Genomic DNA, 16410 nt, shown 5'->3' with positions numbered 1-16410 from the left:
TGTTGACGTGATCCCACTTGATCTCAGCGCTGTAGTAATGGGCCGCGCTTCGGTGGTGGCTACTACCGGTGCGGCTTATCTATTTGCAACTGGAGAAATTGTCAAGTAATATCAACTAGTTAAACTATTATAATAAGCATTTGCAACTAGAGAAATTATAAAAGCACTACAGGACATTGATGGGTTTTTAATGTTTTGATCGGGGTGTCTGTCTCGAATTTATATGCGCCTGGTCGTAAGTTTTGCGCATCGTTGCCGGTTCGATTGAGCCGGAGCGAGGGTGGGAACCCACCCGAAACGCGGAGACCAATGATTATGGCTTATGATGAACTCAAAACGAGGCTTTGTGGTGTAACAACTGCACTTGTCACGCCGTTTCGCAATAGCGAAGTCGATTACCGCGCCTTTGCCGATCTCGTAAACTGGCAAATCGGAGAAGGCATCCATGCGCTCTCCCCCTGTGGGACCACCGGTGAAGCGCCGACATTGAACACAGCCGAAAAAATCCGTCTCATTAGAACCTGTGTCGAGGTTTCGGCCAGACGCGTGCCAATCATCGCCGGGACAGGAACGAATGACACGCTCTCGACAATCGCCCTGACCAGTGCCGCCGCCGCATGCGGGGCCGATGTCGCGCTTATCGTGACGCCCTATTATAATCGTCCATCGCAAGAAGGGCTTTATCGCCACTTTGAGGCGGTCGCCAACAACACCGAGATTCCGATCATTCTCTATAATGTGCCCGCGCGAACCGGTGTCGACCTGTCGCTGGACACCATCGAACGGCTTTGCAAACTCCCGGCGATCGTCGGCATCAAGGACGCCACTGGCGATCTGGAGCGCCCCAAGCGTCTCCTTCGTCGTATGGGAAGTCGGCTTATCCAGCTTTCAGGCCATGACACGACCTCCATGGCTTTCAATCTGGAAGGCGGTGACGGCACGATATCGGTGATCTCGAACGTGGTACCAGCCCAAATGGTCGCTATCCACAGTGCCTGCCAGCGCAACGATGGCTGTAGCGCGCGCTCACTCGCCTTTGCACTCAAGCCGCTTTTGACGGCTCTGGAGCAAGACACCAACCCAGTTCCTATCAAATATGCGCTGCATCACACGCGCGGCCTGTCGCCGGATGTGCGGTTGCCGCTTGTCACGGCGAATGACGAGACCACGGCCTCTATCCGCCGTGCGATTGCTGCACACGATCCCGATGGGCATCCAATCGCTGCTTTGCGTGACCCCGACGACAATAGCCGTAAGCAGCTGGCGGTCGTTCCCCGCTGACACATTCCTTGAAACGATACTTAAGGTATAACCATCATGACCAGCATCCAGAAAACTGTAATCCCCGAACAGCGAGCCAGATTTACCATCGGTCAGGACAGGTGGGGGCAATGGCTCGTGTGCGACCGGCTTGGCCTGACCGGCGGATTGTTTACCGACCGCGAAACTGCGCTTCGTTTTGCGAAGAGAGCTTGCCGCACCACATCAGACACGGTCTGTCTCTCATCCGGTTCTATCGCGTCGGATGCGATCTTCGGCAAGAAATCGACGCTCTTGAGACTAGTCCGATAGGTAGCACTTTGGCCCACAGATTTCACCAAATTCGCGCCCGGATTTACCCACGCGGGCGATGCTCTCCACATCAGCACACATCAGCCTGTTCACGCATATCGCACGTCTTCTACACCATGTTGCCTCTCATCGTCGCTGGCATGCTGGCATGGGTGTTGACCAGGGTTTTCTCGCCGTCGTGAGGCGGCGCCGAACGCACCGCTTCGTTCAAGCACTCGGGCTTTGCGCCGGGCAGCAGCTTCGTAAACCGCCAATAATGATGCGTGAATCGTAAAGTGACTTTGTCAGTTTCCCCTATCATACTGTTCCCATCAAAAAACAAAGGGGAGAGATGATGAAGAAGTTCAATCACTTGCTGGTGGCGGGTATCGCGCTCCTGTCCGTTGCTCCGGCTTTTGCAGCCGAAGCAGAATCCTGTAAAGCGCCGAAATTCTCGGATGTCGGCTGGACCGACATCACCGCGACCACGGCGCTCGCATCGCTTTTGCTTGAAAAGGCTGGATACCAGCCCCAGACGACAATTCTCTCAGTACCGGTGACCTTCCAGTCACTGGAAAATGGCCAGATCGATATCTTCCTTGGAAACTGGATGCCGCTTCAGGAGGAAGCGCGCAAACCCTATCTCGAAGGAAAGAAGATCGAGCAGGCCGGTATCAATCTCGAAAATGCAAAGATCGGTCTTGCCGCCACTGGCAAGGATCTCGGCATCAAGACCTATGCCGACATAGCAAAATTCAAGGACCAGCTCGGCGGGAAGATCTACGGCATCGAAGCAGGCAGCAGTGCCAATGCAACGATCCAGTCGATGATCGAGAAGAACAATTTCGATCTCAAGGATTTCCAGCTGGCGGAATCGAGCGAACAGGCCATGTTGTCACAGGTGCAAAACGCCGTGCGCAAGGATGAGCCGGTGGTATTCTTCGCATGGACCCCACATCCCATGAACATTCGCTACAAGCTCACCTATCTGGAGAACGGCGATAATCTCTTTGGCCCCAATGACGGTGCCGCAACCGTCGAGACGCTGACCCGCAAGGGCTATGCAGCCGACTGCCCGAATGTGTCGCATTTTCTGTCAAAGTTGAAGTTCACGACCGAGATGGAAAGCACCATGATGAACATGATCCTCAATGACGGGATGGAAGCCAAAGATGCCGTCACGAAATGGATCAAGGAGAACCCGGCGCAGCTCGACGCGTGGCTGGACGGCTTCAATACTTTAGACGGTAAGCCAGCACTCGCTGAAGTGAAGTCCGGCCTCGGCTTGCAATAATTATTAAGCCGCGAAACTATTTTTGCCGCAACTTGCTCGGCGCCTGTCCGAAATGCCGCTTGAAAGCGCGGGAAAGCGAACTGATCGATGAAAAGCCGGTCTGTTCCGCCGTATCCGCCATTGAAAGATGCGTATCGAGGATGAGGCGTCGAGCAGCCTTGAGCCGAAGCGACAGATAATAATTGCCCGGCGATTGCCCGATCACATTGGCAAACAGCATTTCGAGGCTCCGCGTCGAAAGCCCAAGCCTTCTGGCAATCCGCGTCACTGGTATAGGCCGGTCGATATGGCTCTCCATAATCTTGATGGCATCGGCCAGTCGCGGCTCGCGCTTCAAAAGCCGCCCCAGCGACACGAGTGGCTGCGCATCCGAAGCCTGCCGCACCTCGTCATAAACATAAAGGCTCGCAACATCGAGCGCGATGGAATAGCCATGCCGGGCGCGGATCAGCGCCAGCATCATGTCGAGTGCCGGAGCCGCACCGCCCGTGGTCAGAAAAGCGCCGTCGCGCACCCAGCGGTCCGACTGCATTTCCACATCGGGAAATCGTTGCGAGAAGGCTTCCAGGTCCTCCCAATGGGTGGTGGCTTTCCTACTATTGAGCAGCCCGGCCTTTGCCAGCACCCAAGAACCTGCCTCGACGCCGATCACCAGTTGAGACTGTTTGGCAGCCCGGCGCAGCTGCGCAAGAAGCTTTGGGGTCGCGTGTTCCAGCGCATGAAATGCACTGACGACAATCAGGATATCCTGCGGCGTCGCTTCAAATTTTCCATTCACACCAACCTTCAGGCCGCTTGATGTGATGGGGTCGCTTCCATCCGGAGACAGCACCCGCCACGTATAGAGTGAGCGACCCGTTACGCGATTGGCTCCGCGCATCGGGTCGAGCGTAGCTGCGAGCGACATGAGCGAACAATCAGGCAAAACCAAGAGGGTGACGGACAGTTGTTCATCGGATGGTTCAAAGATCACGTGCTTCGCTCTTCGCCAAACTAATTTCGTAAAATGATAATCTCAGCAATCTGCGACCTGTCAAGCTCGACAAAAATCGAGGGAAATCATCATGCCTTTGCAGCCCGCTCGCGAAACCTTCATCACAGCCGCCGTTACCGGTGCTGGCGCCACCACACATCGCTCCAAGAAGGTGCCCATCACACCAAGGCAGATTGCCGATGCTGCGATTGAAAGTGCTAGAGCAGGCGCGGCAATCGCTCATATTCACGTGCGTGATCCTGAAACGGGCGAACCATCGCGCAAGATCGAACTGTTCCGCGAAGTGGTCGATCATATCCGGGCGTCGGACGTGGATATCGTGCTTAACCTAACCGCAGGCGTCGGTGGCGATTTGGTCTTCGGTTCCGCTGAGGCACCCCTGCCGCCGGATGCGTCGAAGACCGACATGGCGGGCGCGACAGAGCGTCTTGCGCATGTTGCAGCACTTTTGCCGGAAATCTGCACGCTTGATTGCGGCACCATGAATTTCGGTGAAGGCGATTATGTGATGACCAACACCCCTGCCATGCTGAAAGAGATGGCAGGGCAGATCCAGCGCTTGGGCGTGCGCCCGGAAATCGAGATTTTTGATACGGGTCACCTGCCATTGGCCCAATGGCTGCAACAGCAAGGCCTGCTTGACGACCCGGTGATGGTGCAACTGTGCATGGGCATTCCATGGGGCGCACCGGATGATCTCGCGACGCTGGTGTCCATCCTCCATAATCTGCCAGATAACTGGATATTCTCGGCATTTTCCATTGGCCGTAACCAGTTGCCTTATGCTGCGCTTTCGGTGCTCGCTGGCGGCAATATCCGCGTCGGTCTTGAAGACAATATCTGGCTCGAAAAGGGCGTCCTCGCCTCCAATGGCGATCTGGTGGAACGCGCCAGAAACATCGCGGTCAATATGGGATCCAAGATACTCACGCCCGGCGAAGTTCGCGAAAAGCTCAAGCTCAAGAAGCGTTGGTGATACCCATGAACAATCGTCCTCCCAAGATTGCCTGCATTGGCAGCGGCGTTATCGGCAGCGGCTGGGCCGCGCGCTTTCTGCTCAACGGCTACGATGTTGCGGTTTATGATCCGTCGCCGGAAGCGCAGGCCACAACTGAGCACATCCTCGACAATGCCCGGCGCGCACTGTCTGCCCTGACGCCAAAGCGCCTGCCAGACGAAGGCGTGCTTTCCTTCGCGCCTTCACTGGCCGATGCCGTGCGTGATGCCATCCTGATTCAGGAAAGTGTCCCCGAAAGGCTCGACCTGAAACTCGTGGTTCTCAAGGAGATTGAGGCATCCTGTTCAAGCGATGCGCTGATTGCATCATCCACTTCCGGCTTCCTGCCAAGCAAGCTGCAAGCCCCCTTGCAGCACCCGGAACGGTTGATTATCGCGCACCCTTATAATCCGGTCTATCTGCTTCCCTTAGTGGAACTCGTACCGGGAGAAAAGACCGACCGTCACGCTATCGAAAAGGCCTCCGCCCTTTACCGCCATACAGGCATGGAAGCTGTCATTCTCGAAAAGGAAATCGATGCCTTTGTCGGTGACCGCTTGCTGGAAGCCTTGTGGCGCGAAGCGCTCTGGCTCGTCAAAGACGGCATCGCAACAGTCGAGCAGATCGACAATATAATCCGCTATTCGTTTGGTTTGCGCTGGGCGCAGATGGGCTTGTTCCAAACCTATCGCATCGCAGGTGGTCCAGCAGGGATGAAGCATTTTCTAGCCCAGTTTGGTCCCGCACTGCAATGGCCGTGGACGAAACTGACAGATGTTCCGGAGCTGGACGACACGCTGATAGGTCGCATTGCCAGCCAGTCCGACGAGCAAAACGAAAAACTGTCGATACGCGATCTTGAATTCATTCGCGACGCCAATCTGGTGGCCATCATCCGCGCCCTCTCCCAGCAACAGCAGGGCAAAGGCTGGGGAGCAGGCGCACTCCTGAACGACTATACGGCGCGGCTCGACACATCCGACGGCGCGGCCACGCCCCGTTCTGGCCCGCTGCGACTGCTCGACGTCCGTGTGATCCCGGAATGGATCGACTATAATGGCCACATGACCGAACATCGGTATCTCGATCTTTTCGGGCAGACCACCGACCAGTTTCTCGCACAAATCGGTGTCGATGCCGCTTATCTGAACGGTGGCCACAGTTACTATACCGTCGAAACCCACATCATGCATCGCGATGAAGCCAAAGTTGGTGACGATCTGCATGTCGACACACAGCTTCTGTCTTTCGATGCAAAGCGCGTTCACCTGATCCATTCGTTGAAACGCGGTGAGACAGAACTTGCAAGCGCCGAACAGATGCTGCTCCATGTCGATACGAAAGCAGGCAAAGCGGTTGCCGCCGATCCTGTCATTTTGCAAACGCTGGAAGACCTCACACTCTCCCAGAAAGGCTTGACCGTTCCCGCTGCTGTCGGACGATATGTGGGGCAGCGCGCCTGAGCGCTGCGCGATTTGGCCACAGAGCGGCCCATCATGCAAATTCGTTTCACATTTCTGCGCATAATGCTCGTACATTCCTCGCCGGTAGCACGGAGGAGGAAAATAAAATGGCCGAAAAGGCATCATCCAAGCCGGTTCTCCGATCTGGTGGCAACCCGCAAATTCCAAAGGGCGAAGGCGACGCACCGGTCAATACCTATAACGCCGCTTTGCCCGGCTGAATACGCTCATCGAGCAAACGGTTCCGAACGTTCACAAAGTGGTCAAATGGAATGCGCCTTTCTAAGGGCTTGAAGGACAAGGCTGGTTTCTGAACCACCATTCCTTCGCCAAATATATAAAGGTCGTCTTCTTTCGCGGCCTTCCCTGACGCCGCGGTGATGTTGCTTTTGTTCGCGCTAAGAGGCGCTGATCTAGGCCGGCAGATTCTAACTGTAACTCTAAAATCAGAAACCCGCCAACAAATCTGCCGCTCTTACCCTGGCCGCTCAGTAACTCTGTTATTGAAGTCCATATCCTCCAAAGCAGTGCTTCCACTTCCATTTTTGAAAGACAACGAAAACTTTGATAATTATCTCATGCTGCTTTTTCGAAATATCAATCGCTACAGGGCAGCGTTATATGTCGTAATATTGCAATCGGTAATCTCTGAACTGGCATCAACTACATCGAAAGCTTGAATAGCGAGCTCAGAGCAGAATGCCCAAATGCCCAGTGGTTCAATTCCCGAAAATGTTTGCACAGAGCCCTTCTTTCGAGGGGGCCTGTTAATTCCCTACTTAGATTTCCCTCAACAGCGTATCGGCGATGCGCACGCTCAGCGCCGCACCTGTCAGTGTCGGGTTGACACAAGAAGACGAAGGCATGACGCTGGTGCCCGCAATGAACATATTACGGTGATCATGTGTGCGGCAGTCGCGGTCCACAACCGAATTCTTCGGATCATCGCCCATGATTGTTGTGCCCATGATGTGCTGGCGGTTCTGCCATTTCACATCGGTGCTGACAATATCCGCATCCAGAAGCTTTGCGATCTGATCAAAATCCTGCAATGCGCGGTCGCGGCCTGCATTCCAGTAATCGGTCACGCTGTAATAGATGGACGGAACCGGAATACCCAGCGCATCGACCTTATTCGTGCTTGGGAGGACACGGTTCTCAGCCAGTGGAAGCGTTTCAAAATCCACCGCCCAGTTCAGCGAACGCGCCGAATAACGGCGAATTTCTGCATCAAGCTTTGAACCAAGAACACCCTTGGAGATAAGGCTTGAGGTCGTCTGGCCAGTCGGAACGGTGTTACGAACCTTGATCTTATAGCTTGGATAGTTTTTGCGGAATTCGCCATCGCGCTGATTGAGATAAACAAGAAGCTGGGTTGGACCTTCGCCCGGCCAGAAATCTTCCTTCGCCATCACATTCATGCTGATGCCGGTATGGTCCATCAGATTGCGACCAACCTGATCAGATGAATTCGCGATACCGTTGGGGAAACGATCAGACTTTGAAAGCAGCATGATCTTTGGCGATTCAATGCCGTAAGCAGCCATCACGAAATAACGTGCGGTGAGCTTATGCTCCGAACCATCTGGACGCTTGTACCAGATCGCGGTGATCTTGCCGCTATCATCAGCATCGATCTTACAGACAACTGAATTGTCCTGAATGATCGCGCCATGACGTTCCGCTTCGTCGATATGCATCGAGCCGTCATATTTCGCGGCAATCGGGCAGACCGGGTTGCAATTGTTGTTGCCGCCACAGGGCGGACGCTGGCCATAGGGGCGCGTTGCGCGGCCATTCGGCTCAAGGATCGGATTGAAACCGCCCTTTGAAAGCTTTTCTGAAAGCTGATCGAACATGTAGCTCGGCTTGAGGCCACGCATCGGATAAGGAATCGAACGTGGTGGATAGGCGCTACCCCCCTTTCCGCTTTCATCCTGACCATCGACGCCGCTGACACCCAGCTCTGTTTCAGCGCGAGCGTAAAATGGCTCGAGTTCATCATAGCTCACCGGCCAATCGCGACCATGGCCATAAAGCGACTTCAGGCGGAAGTCATTCGGGATCATACGCCATAGCGACGAACCGAAGTGCCATGTCGTACCGCCGACTACGCGTAAGTATGAGGTGTTGTACTTAACTGGGCCAACCTGCTGGAGATAATCACCATAGGTGGATGGTGCGTGTGGCAGGCTCGGAAACGGCGAGCCAGCGCCCTGCAACTTTGCATTGGCCAGCGAAAGCTTGACAGGGGCATTGCGGAAAGTCTCAACAATGTCGCGGCGATCTACGCGCGGGCCCGCTTCCAGCACGATCACTTTCTTGCCAGCTTTTGCAAGGCTGCTGGCAATGATCCCGCCCATTACGCCCGAGCCGATAATGATCAGGTCCGCATCATATGCGTCGTTTGCCATTGTTCTCTTCCTGTCAAATCTTGGTGTCAGGTTTCGGACCCCAGGCATCTGGGCCAGGTCCATAGGTCGGGATCGCCAGAATGCCGCGTGTCGGGCGGTACATCAGCGCTTCTCCGTAAGCGATAAGCTCTGCATCTTCCGGCTCACCGACCACGCCGAGATACCAGGCCGACACAATCTTGGTTGCGGTTTCCATCAGCTTTGGCTCAACGGAAGGCAGCTCAAGAAATGCATCCATACTGGCGACATTGCTCTGCTTGATGACCGAACCGAGCGCGTTCATTTGCGCTACGAGATCGGGATTGCGCTTCTGCAAGGCCGCGAAATAGCGGCTGCCCAGCACCGGATCGAGATCATGACCGGTCAGAAACGCCGAAAGCTGCATGAAGTCCTGCTGCGTCGCATCGGCGGCGGCCGCAGGCAGTGGACCTGCAAGTGCGGCTATGGCACCGAGCGCTGCAAGAGCAACTGTTCCGCGCAACACGGATCGGCGAGAGATTTGACGACCGAAAGCGGTGTCCAGAAAATTATCGACTGGCATTATTGGTCTCCTGCGGGAGTGCTCAATGCTATGGGCAAATAAAGAAACAAGCTGATCAGACGCGCACTGCACGCTTGCGGCGACGAACCAGCCAGACAATCAGCACGATCAAGAACAAAATGCCGATCACGATTGCCGGTGCTGCAAATGGTGCGAGCTTGGCAATCAGCGGCTTCGGTCCACCTTCGCGCATCAGTTTGACATCGGCGGGCGTCACTTTGACATCCGGATTGCCGTATTGCGCCAGCACATAGTTGCTGACATCGGCAATATCCTGATCGGAAAGATGATCCGTGTAGAAGGCATCTGGCCCGAAGCCCGGCATGAATGCCGTTTCCCCGTCGACTGTACGATTGACACCAAATACGATTGCGGAAAGCAGATTGTCCGAACGGTCAGCACCCGTAACCGTGTTGTGGAATAGCGACGGATATCGCTTGTTGCCTTCACCATTCATCTGATGGCAGTTCGCACAAACGCCACTGAAAATACGGAACCCACTTTCATTCGGTTCTTCCCCCGGAAGACCGCGCAACGCATATTCAGTCACTGATGGCTTGCCGAACTTGTCACGCGGAGTTGTGTCTCCGGACGAAACCGGAGCCACATCCTTGACGTAAACCGCAATCGCTTTCAGATCTTCATCGGCCAGATGCTGGAGGCTGTGTTCGATGGCTTCTGCCATAGGGCCTGCGGCCTGCGCCTTGCCCGCAACGTGGCCCGTGCGCAGATATTGCACCAGTTCTTCCTGTGACCAGTCACCAATACCGCTGACAGGATCGGACGTAATGTTGGGCGCATACCAGGAACCGAGCGAACCACCCGAAAGTGCTTGGCTAGCCTGCTCGGCCATCAGATCATTGCGTGGTGTATGACAGGTGCTGCAATGGGCCAGCGCTTCGGAGAGATAGGCACCACGGTTCCACTCTTCCGACTTGTTGGCATCCGGCGCGAAACGGGTCTTATCAAGGAAAAGAAGGTTCCATGCCGCCATCGATGTACGTATGTTGAACGGGAACGGCAGTTCAGTTTTCTGCGGCTGATGATCGACCGGCTTCACCTCATGCATGAAATAGGCATAAAGCGCTTTCACATCTTCGTCTGTCATCTTCGCATAGGCCGTGTAAGGCATGGCCGGATAAAGATGCGATCCGTCTTTCGTCACGCCGTCACGAACTGCATGCGCAAATTCTTCTTCGGTGTAATTGCCGATGCCATCAGCCTTTGATGGCGTGATATTTGTCGAGAAAATCGTGCCGAGCGGTGACGCAATACCATACCCGCCTGCAAAAGGCTGACCGCTGTGAGGTGCCGTGTGGCAGGCTGCGCAATCTGATGCGGTGGCAATGTAGCGGCCTTTGGCAACCAGTTCCGCAGACGGCTCGTCGGCCATCGCAACTGATCCGAGTGCCATAATGGAAACGGCTGTTGCGCTGAAAAGTGCTTTCCATGAAGAACGGGGTGCAAAGGGGTATTGCCTGAAGCTGCCTGATTGCGACATTCTGAACGAGCTTTCATGAAGCATGAATAATTCAATGCGAGTCGAAGGTGGCTTTCTTTGAGAAAACTACCTGCCCGCCTCGCCGGGAACGGAACAAGCATAGCAACCCAAGAATCGAAATTTCTTGGATATTCCTATTCTCCTCAATAATTCAGAGAGTTGCGTATGCAGTGTCCTGCGACTTGGTTTTTGGAATAGCTCTAAGTGACTGGATAAGAAAATCAGTCTTTGCTAAAGCCTGCTTTCATCATTTGTGAAAGCTTGACACATGAAATTCGACCTTATTGATCTGCGCATCTTCGTATCCGCCATTGAAGGCGGAAGCCTGACGGCTGCTGCGGGTCAGAACAATATTGTGGTAGCTGCGGTCAGTGCGCGCCTCAAAAAACTGGAAGAGTCCTTTAATCTCAAGCTGTTCGAAAGAACCGGTCGCGGTATTCGCCCAACTTTGGCAGGTGAAATGTTTGCGCGAAACGCGCGCAAGCTTATCGATGATGCCCGGCGGGCACAGACCGCACTTGATGATTTTGCCGACGGTCGCGGTGGTCATGTACGATTGCTGTCGAACACGAATATGTTAGCGGAACATATCCCTCATACGCTTGGGACATTTCTTGCGGCACACCCCGATGTGACGGTGAGCGTCGAGGACAAGCCCAGTCTCGAAGTGGTGAGTCTGCTGAGGAACGGGGAAGCAGACATTGGCATTGTCGCATCTTCTGCGGACATGAGTGGCCTGGAAAGCTGGCGTTTTGTTCCCGACAGGCTGGTCCTTGTAACGCCGCCAGAGCATCCGCTCGCGGCATCGGCGGTGAACTATTCGAGAATCCTCGATTTCAAACTGATTGGCTTGCCGAAGCATACTGCACTTATGCAATTCATGGGGCGGCTTGCCAATGAACTTGGCCGCAAAGTCTATTACCGCATTCGTGCAGAAAATTTTGAAAGCGCTTGTCGCATGGTTGAATGCGGCGCAGGCATCGCAATTGTCCCTCAAACAGCAGCGCTGCGCTACGGGCACTACATGGTTCTGAACATCACCGAAATTGATGAAGGCTGGGCCGATCGTAATCTCTACCTTTGCGTAAGAAATGAATTACAATTACCTACGTATACGGCGAGCTTGCTTGATCACCTTCGTCGTTATACACAAAAAGCTACCTGATTTTCATAATTCCATTGAGCTCAGCGCGCTGGATGCTTTTACTAACTATAGAAGCAATGCAGGAATTTCTGCACCCATAAATATCGTATAGTGGTGCTGTCATATTGATCATTCTTCAACACGATTACGTTATTTATTTTTTATGTATAAGCCGGACAATACGTACAAAATAATCACCTTACAATTTCGATCATGGCGCGTGTAATCTGGCTGTACTTTCGCTTCAATCTCAGTCTGCGTGAAGTTGAAGAAGTGATGCTTGAGCGTGGCGTTGATGTTGGCGATCTGCACCGGCCATCTACTTCATCTCGCTGCATACTGAAGGGAGAAGGTGAGGGTTATTTGATTGCAATAGAGGTGTGTCAAACAAGTGTAAGCGCGTGGTTCCATGTTCGTCCCCGAATTCAGCCTGGCGACGTTGTCGTCATGGACAATCTGTCGAGCCACAAGGCGCCTTGGATCCGCGAGATGATCGAGGCGGCAGGTGCTAAACAACTAGCCTCCTCCGCCTCCCGCTCTACAGTCCCGACCTCAAGCCTTCATTACGCCGCAGACGATGCAGGCAATTCTTGTCACGCTTTGGAAGTCGGGTTTCATAAAGCGCACGGGCTCATTTGGAGTGCGTATGCGTGCAGAAAACCGAGTTGACGCATACGGGGGAACAGGCCCTGGAGGCAGCATCTGCAATCGTTGCCGATACCGAAAAGCGCCTTGTCGATGCTACGACGCCGCTCAGTCCCTGAGCTTGCCGCAACGATGCTGATGCGGTTGGCAAATGCCCTTTGATAGCTGGCAGCTTCCCGATTGGGCGGGTAAGAGCAGGGAGTTCGCTCGATCCATTCTCGAATAGGCGCTTAGGATGATCCTGCTGGAGGATGTCCGACGATATCGCCCTTCAAGAACGATATGAGTGCACGCAACGGCGGCGGCGTCTGGCGACGGCTGGGATGATAAAGGTAGAAGCCAGATAATGGCTTGCACCACGCTTCCAGCACCCTGACCAACGTGCCTGAGGCGATCTGTGTTGCCACACTAGTTTCGGGGAGATACGCCAATCCCATTCCAGCGATTGCCGCGTCGCGGATGATGCTCGTATCGTTCACCAACAGCGGCCCTTCGACAGCGACGTCCACGGACCCGCTCGCGTCATCGAATTGCCATCGATGCAGGCGCCCGGAAGAGGCCCATCGATAGACAATGCATTCATGATTGCGGAGATCCCGTGGGGTCTCGGGCCGTGGATGCCTTGCGAAATAGCTGGGAGCACCGACGACAGCGACACGGAACGGGTCGGTCAGACGGATCGCAATCATATCTTGAGCCAACAGTTCACCCATCCGAATACCAGCATCGCATCCGGCCGCGACCACGTCGCTTATGTCGTCGTCAATCATTAGGTTGAGGCGGATGCCGGGATTGAGTTCGTGGAATTGCGCCATGCGGGGCAGTAGGATCAATTCCGCCGCCAGGCGCGGAAGATTGAGCCGCACCATTCCGACGGGGCTTTCGCGAAGCGCAGCGACGTCGCCGACAGCCTCCTCCAGGCCACTCAACGCCGGTCCAAGACGGGCATAAAGCAGTTCGCCAGCCTCGGTCGGGCTCACGCTTCGTGTTGTTCGGTTCAAAAGGCGTACACCGATACGTCGCTCCAGCCGGTTCAGTGTTCGGCTGAGAGCGGATGGCGTTACGTTCAATCGCCGCGCCGCGCCACGGAAACTGCTAGCCTCGAAAACCGCCATGAAAGCGGTCAGTTCGCCAAAGTCGCCACGATTCATTGTTGCTCCTGAGTCAACAGCCAGTGCCACATATAGACGATTGTAGTTTACAGTCTAAGCGACGATCTTCGAGACATATTCTTGAGGAATCAGTACATGACTGAAATTGTGAACATGGCCGCCTGGCAGAATGCACCGGGGCAATCGCTTGTGATCAGGCCGGTCTCTCCGACCGTCTTGGGTCCTGCCGAAATTCTCATCCGCAATGCCGCCGTCGCCATCAATCCGCTCGACTGGCTGTTACAGGAGAATGCCTTGCTGCCTTGGCTCGATTATCCCGCGATCCTTGGCAGTGATGTCGCCGGTGAGGTTGTTGTGGTTGGAACGGGCGTAATGCGGTTTAAGGTCGGTGACCGGGTGCTCGGTCAGGCGGTCGGAACGACGGTCAATGATCCGGCACAGGGCGCGTTCCAGACGCACACGGTGGTGCCGGAAAACATGGCTTCGCCGATACCGGACACGATGGCATTCACGGCGGCGGCGGTCCTGCCGCTTGGTTTGGGCACGGCTGCTTGTGGCCTTTACCAAGAAGTTCATCTCGGATTGACACCCCCGTCGCTGGCGCCCACACCCACCGATCAAGTGGTCCTGATCTGGGGCGCATCCTCAAGCGTCGGCTGCAATGCTGTTCAGCTTGCGGTTGCGTCGGGTTACCAATGCATCTCGGTCGCCTCGACCCATCATGCCGAGTTGTTGAAGCGGCTCGGAGCGTCCTTGGTCCTCGATCATCGACGGCCCAGCATCATTGAAGACGTCGTGCACGCGCTGCGCGGCAAGACGCTAGCGGGAGCATTGCATGCCACCGGCAATATGGCGGACTCCCTTGCCGTCGTGGCTCGCTCCGAGGGGCGCCGTGTTGTCGCGACAACGTTGCCTCCGTCGGACGGCGTGCCTCCGCAGGTCGAGGCACGGCAGATCTTCGGCACCAGCCTTAAAGACGACGCGGTGGGCGCGATGATCTACCGCGATTTTCTGCCTGCGGCGCTGGCCGTTGGGCGTTATCACGCCGCGCCGCCACCACGCATCGCAGGAAATGGGCTTGAAAGTCTTCAAACGGCAATAGAAATGCAAAAAGCCGGCGTGTCCGGGGAGAAAGTTGTCGTCAGTATGAGTTGAACTGCTGCCTCCCCGCGAGTTGACTAGACACCCGGGTCCTGCATGATCGATTTGCAAGTTGTCCCCTGGCCGTCGACTTCCGTCCACGGACGATATCGCCGTCCATCACCGATTTAGCGCAAGGCGACACTGGGTTCGCCTGCTATACGCAATTATCGACACTACCCACTTTGAGTGATAACTCATGGAAACAACCAATGTAACAGTCAAGCAATTGGTGGATTTGAGGCTTGCTAATGACTGATATCCGGCCAATCCAGACACAAGTGAACCGGCAACCTGGGTGGCCGGAGATCGCAATCGCAGTAGGTGTTTATGTCCTCGGCATTAGCTTTCTTGGATACTGGCTGCTACTCCAACCCGACGACAAAGCCGTTTTTCGCATCAACATTGCTGGCGCACTGAACTTTGCGCTTGGCTTTGCTGGGTTTCTCGGCGCTTACCTCTATCGTGTTCGCAACTGGAAGGCATTCGGTTTTCGTCCGACGACGCTCAAATGGATAGCGATCAGCATAGCGCTCGGCGTGATCGGCTTTGGCCTGATTTTCATTGTCGAAGCAGTCTATTTCCATTTCATCACCGAAGCGAATACGCAGGCGGATTTTCAAGCTGCGGCAAACGGCGGGCTCACAGGGATACTGCTTCTATTGTTCACTAGCGCAGTCTTGGGACCGATTGGCGAGGAACTCGTTTTTCGCGGAGTGGTTCAAAGTGGCCTCGAAAAATTCGGATCAGGAGTCGCGTTAGTTGGCAGTTCGCTTATGTTTGCGGCGGTTCATGGTCCAAGCGTCATCTTTTTCGATGCTTTTGTGATGGGTCTTTTCTTCGGTGCGGTGTTCCGGCTGTCAGGCTCCATCTGGCCGGCAGTAGTCCTCCACATAGTCTACAACGGCCTCAACCTCATTTATTATTCGACGATCTAGAGGCGGAACGCTGGCCGCGCTTGTAAGCAGTCCTGATCGCTATCAATGCCAGTATGAAAACTTTGACGAGGGTCCGATCATAGTCATTTCGACTCACTATCCTGAAACGCGGTGACGAACCGGGCGACGTCGGAGCCCATCGATCAGGCGTCGGAATTACCTGCCAATGACTTGTCGCGAAGGCGCGCATCCTGCACGAATTTGCGTTTTCGACCGGAGTCGAGGCCGATAGTTCTTCGTAACTTCTACGTAATTTTCGGCAGCCATACGTCTCAGTCTCGGTGCTTATCAACGGTCGACGGACGGCCGTAGTGGCAATGGATCGAAAGGACAGGCATGAAAAAGATCATTTCAGGCGTACTCGTTTGCTTGACGCTGACAGCGTGCAGCCAGACGGAAAAGGGCGCCGGCATTGGTGCTGCGGGCGGCGCTATCATTGGTGGGCTGGCAAGCGGTACCTGGGAGGGCGCTGCAGTGGGAGCCGCCGCAGGTGGCGCGGGCGGGGCCGTGGTAGGAAACATCAGAGAACGTAACAACAGAAACAGCCGCGACCGCTGGGAACAACGGGACCGCCGGAACTACGACTGCAGATACAGGGATAATTACGGCCGCTGCCGATAAAGATTGCGGCCTGGGTGGCGCACGTAGAGGCCGAGCTTGTTCAGCGGAAACCCGT

General features: G+C 55.0%; 14 protein-coding genes and 3 pseudogenes. 12 read left to right on the top strand and 5 right to left on the bottom strand.

All coding sequences use genetic code 11. The features are described from left to right. Positions 1 to 315: 315 nt before the first annotated feature. The 3 genes from dapA (at position 316) to choX (ending at position 2845) form a co-directional block, all read left to right on the top strand. Positions 316 to 1281: a 4-hydroxy-tetrahydrodipicolinate synthase gene (dapA, locus tag ACSME1_RS20795; RefSeq protein WP_105708437.1), complete on the top strand. Its 966-nt coding sequence runs from the start codon at positions 316 to 318 to the stop codon at positions 1279 to 1281. A gap of 36 nt (positions 1282 to 1317) precedes the next feature. Then, positions 1318 to 1572 (top strand): hypothetical protein, encoded by a 255-nt coding sequence (locus ACSME1_RS20790; RefSeq protein ID WP_105708436.1) that lies wholly within the window; start codon positions 1318 to 1320, stop codon positions 1570 to 1572. A 334-nt stretch (positions 1573 to 1906) separates the two neighbouring features. Beyond that, positions 1907 to 2845 (top strand): choline ABC transporter substrate-binding protein, encoded by a 939-nt coding sequence (gene choX, locus ACSME1_RS20785; RefSeq protein ID WP_105708432.1) that lies wholly within the window; start codon positions 1907 to 1909, stop codon positions 2843 to 2845. A 16-nt stretch (positions 2846 to 2861) separates the two neighbouring features. On the opposite strand, the gene ACSME1_RS20780 is transcribed toward choX, so the two are convergent. Next, positions 2862 to 3818 (bottom strand): GlxA family transcriptional regulator, encoded by a 957-nt coding sequence (locus ACSME1_RS20780; protein WP_105708430.1) that lies wholly within the window; start codon positions 3816 to 3818, stop codon positions 2862 to 2864. 91 nt (positions 3819 to 3909) lie between these two features. Between ACSME1_RS20780 and ACSME1_RS20775 the strand changes: the two genes are divergently transcribed. From ACSME1_RS20775 to ACSME1_RS20765, 3 genes and pseudogenes are all read left to right on the top strand, one after another. Next, on the top strand, positions 3910 to 4815 hold the full coding sequence (locus ACSME1_RS20775) for a 3-keto-5-aminohexanoate cleavage protein (protein WP_105708429.1): 906 nt from the start codon (positions 3910 to 3912) through the stop codon (positions 4813 to 4815). Between the two features lie 5 nt (positions 4816 to 4820). Then, the gene (locus ACSME1_RS20770) at positions 4821 to 6299 is read left to right on the top strand and encodes a carnitine 3-dehydrogenase (protein WP_105708427.1); all 1479 of its coding nucleotides are present in this window, start codon (positions 4821 to 4823) and stop codon (positions 6297 to 6299) included. A gap of 107 nt (positions 6300 to 6406) precedes the next feature. Further along, positions 6407 to 6660 (top strand): annotated as a pseudogene (locus ACSME1_RS20765) (DUF1801 domain-containing protein); the annotation flags it as partial. Positions 6661 to 7078: 418 nt separating this feature from the next. Here ACSME1_RS20765 and ACSME1_RS20760 read toward each other — a convergent pair. From ACSME1_RS20760 to ACSME1_RS20750, 3 genes are read right to left on the bottom strand one after another with little or no spacing between them, the layout of a single operon-like run. Next, the gene (locus ACSME1_RS20760; RefSeq protein ID WP_105708424.1) at positions 7079 to 8713 is read right to left on the bottom strand and encodes a GMC family oxidoreductase; all 1635 of its coding nucleotides are present in this window, start codon (positions 8711 to 8713) and stop codon (positions 7079 to 7081) included. Between the two features lie 13 nt (positions 8714 to 8726). Beyond that, positions 8727 to 9254, bottom strand: coding sequence for a sugar dehydrogenase complex small subunit (locus ACSME1_RS20755; protein ID WP_105708422.1), 528 nt, complete (start codon positions 9252 to 9254; stop codon positions 8727 to 8729). 55 nt (positions 9255 to 9309) lie between these two features. Beyond that, the gene (locus ACSME1_RS20750) at positions 9310 to 10668 is read right to left on the bottom strand and encodes a c-type cytochrome (protein ID WP_105708420.1); all 1359 of its coding nucleotides are present in this window, start codon (positions 10666 to 10668) and stop codon (positions 9310 to 9312) included. Between the two features lie 355 nt (positions 10669 to 11023). On the opposite strand from ACSME1_RS20750, the gene ACSME1_RS20745 reads away from it, so the two are divergent. From ACSME1_RS20745 to ACSME1_RS20735, 3 genes and pseudogenes are all read left to right on the top strand, one after another. Then, positions 11024 to 11920, top strand: coding sequence for a LysR family transcriptional regulator (locus ACSME1_RS20745; protein ID WP_105708419.1), 897 nt, complete (start codon positions 11024 to 11026; stop codon positions 11918 to 11920). Positions 11921 to 12112: 192 nt separating this feature from the next. After that, positions 12113 to 12199: pseudogene (locus tag ACSME1_RS20740) on the top strand (IS6 family transposase); the annotation flags it as partial. A gap of 117 nt (positions 12200 to 12316) precedes the next feature. Continuing rightward, a pseudogene (locus ACSME1_RS20735) lies at positions 12317 to 12459 on the top strand (transposase); the annotation flags it as partial. A 315-nt stretch (positions 12460 to 12774) separates the two neighbouring features. On the opposite strand, the gene ACSME1_RS20730 reads toward ACSME1_RS20735, so the two are convergent. Beyond that, positions 12775 to 13695, bottom strand: coding sequence for a LysR family transcriptional regulator (locus tag ACSME1_RS20730; RefSeq protein ID WP_435655724.1), 921 nt, complete (start codon positions 13693 to 13695; stop codon positions 12775 to 12777). Positions 13696 to 13791: 96 nt separating this feature from the next. Here ACSME1_RS20730 and ACSME1_RS20725 point away from each other — a divergent pair, with 96 nt between their 5' ends. The 3 genes from ACSME1_RS20725 to ACSME1_RS20715 all read left to right on the top strand — a co-directional run bounded on the left by ACSME1_RS20725 (position 13792) and on the right by ACSME1_RS20715 (position 16355). Further along, positions 13792 to 14811, top strand: a complete 1020-nt coding sequence (locus ACSME1_RS20725) for a zinc-binding alcohol dehydrogenase family protein (protein ID WP_105708415.1) — start codon at positions 13792 to 13794, stop codon at positions 14809 to 14811. Positions 14812 to 15047: 236 nt separating this feature from the next. Further along, complete coding sequence (locus ACSME1_RS20720) at positions 15048 to 15734, top strand: CPBP family intramembrane glutamic endopeptidase (RefSeq protein ID WP_105708413.1); 687 nt, start codon at positions 15048 to 15050, stop codon at positions 15732 to 15734. A gap of 336 nt (positions 15735 to 16070) precedes the next feature. Next, positions 16071 to 16355 (top strand): YMGG-like glycine zipper-containing protein, encoded by a 285-nt coding sequence (locus ACSME1_RS20715; protein ID WP_128094653.1) that lies wholly within the window; start codon positions 16071 to 16073, stop codon positions 16353 to 16355. Positions 16356 to 16410: the final 55 nt, after the last annotated feature.

Origin of the sequence: Brucella pituitosa, from assembly GCF_965577835.1 — a bacterium.
Taxonomy (GTDB): Bacteria; Pseudomonadota; Alphaproteobacteria; order Rhizobiales; family Rhizobiaceae; genus Brucella; species Brucella pituitosa.
This window is presented reverse-complemented; position numbering and strand designations above follow the sequence as displayed.

Coding starts and splice junctions, on each gene's coding strand:
- ACSME1_RS20745 (WP_105708419.1), top strand. CDS start 11,024: ATGAAATTCGACCTTATTGATCTGCGCATCTTCGTATCCGCCATTGAA.
- ACSME1_RS20790 (WP_105708436.1), top strand. CDS start 1,318: ATGACCAGCATCCAGAAAACTGTAATCCCCGAACAGCGAGCCAGATTT.
- ACSME1_RS20755 (WP_105708422.1), bottom strand. CDS start 9,254: ATGCCAGTCGATAATTTTCTGGACACCGCTTTCGGTCGTCAAATCTCT.
- ACSME1_RS20730 (WP_435655724.1), bottom strand. CDS start 13,695: ATGAATCGTGGCGACTTTGGCGAACTGACCGCTTTCATGGCGGTTTTC.
- ACSME1_RS20775 (WP_105708429.1), top strand. CDS start 3,910: ATGCCTTTGCAGCCCGCTCGCGAAACCTTCATCACAGCCGCCGTTACC.
- choX (WP_105708432.1), top strand. CDS start 1,907: ATGAAGAAGTTCAATCACTTGCTGGTGGCGGGTATCGCGCTCCTGTCC.
- ACSME1_RS20725 (WP_105708415.1), top strand. CDS start 13,792: ATGACTGAAATTGTGAACATGGCCGCCTGGCAGAATGCACCGGGGCAA.
- ACSME1_RS20760 (WP_105708424.1), bottom strand. CDS start 8,713: ATGGCAAACGACGCATATGATGCGGACCTGATCATTATCGGCTCGGGC.
- ACSME1_RS20720 (WP_105708413.1), top strand. CDS start 15,048: ATGACTGATATCCGGCCAATCCAGACACAAGTGAACCGGCAACCTGGG.
- dapA (WP_105708437.1), top strand. CDS start 316: ATGGCTTATGATGAACTCAAAACGAGGCTTTGTGGTGTAACAACTGCA.
- ACSME1_RS20715 (WP_128094653.1), top strand. CDS start 16,071: ATGAAAAAGATCATTTCAGGCGTACTCGTTTGCTTGACGCTGACAGCG.
- ACSME1_RS20750 (WP_105708420.1), bottom strand. CDS start 10,668: ATGGCACTCGGATCAGTTGCGATGGCCGACGAGCCGTCTGCGGAACTG.
- ACSME1_RS20770 (WP_105708427.1), top strand. CDS start 4,821: ATGAACAATCGTCCTCCCAAGATTGCCTGCATTGGCAGCGGCGTTATC.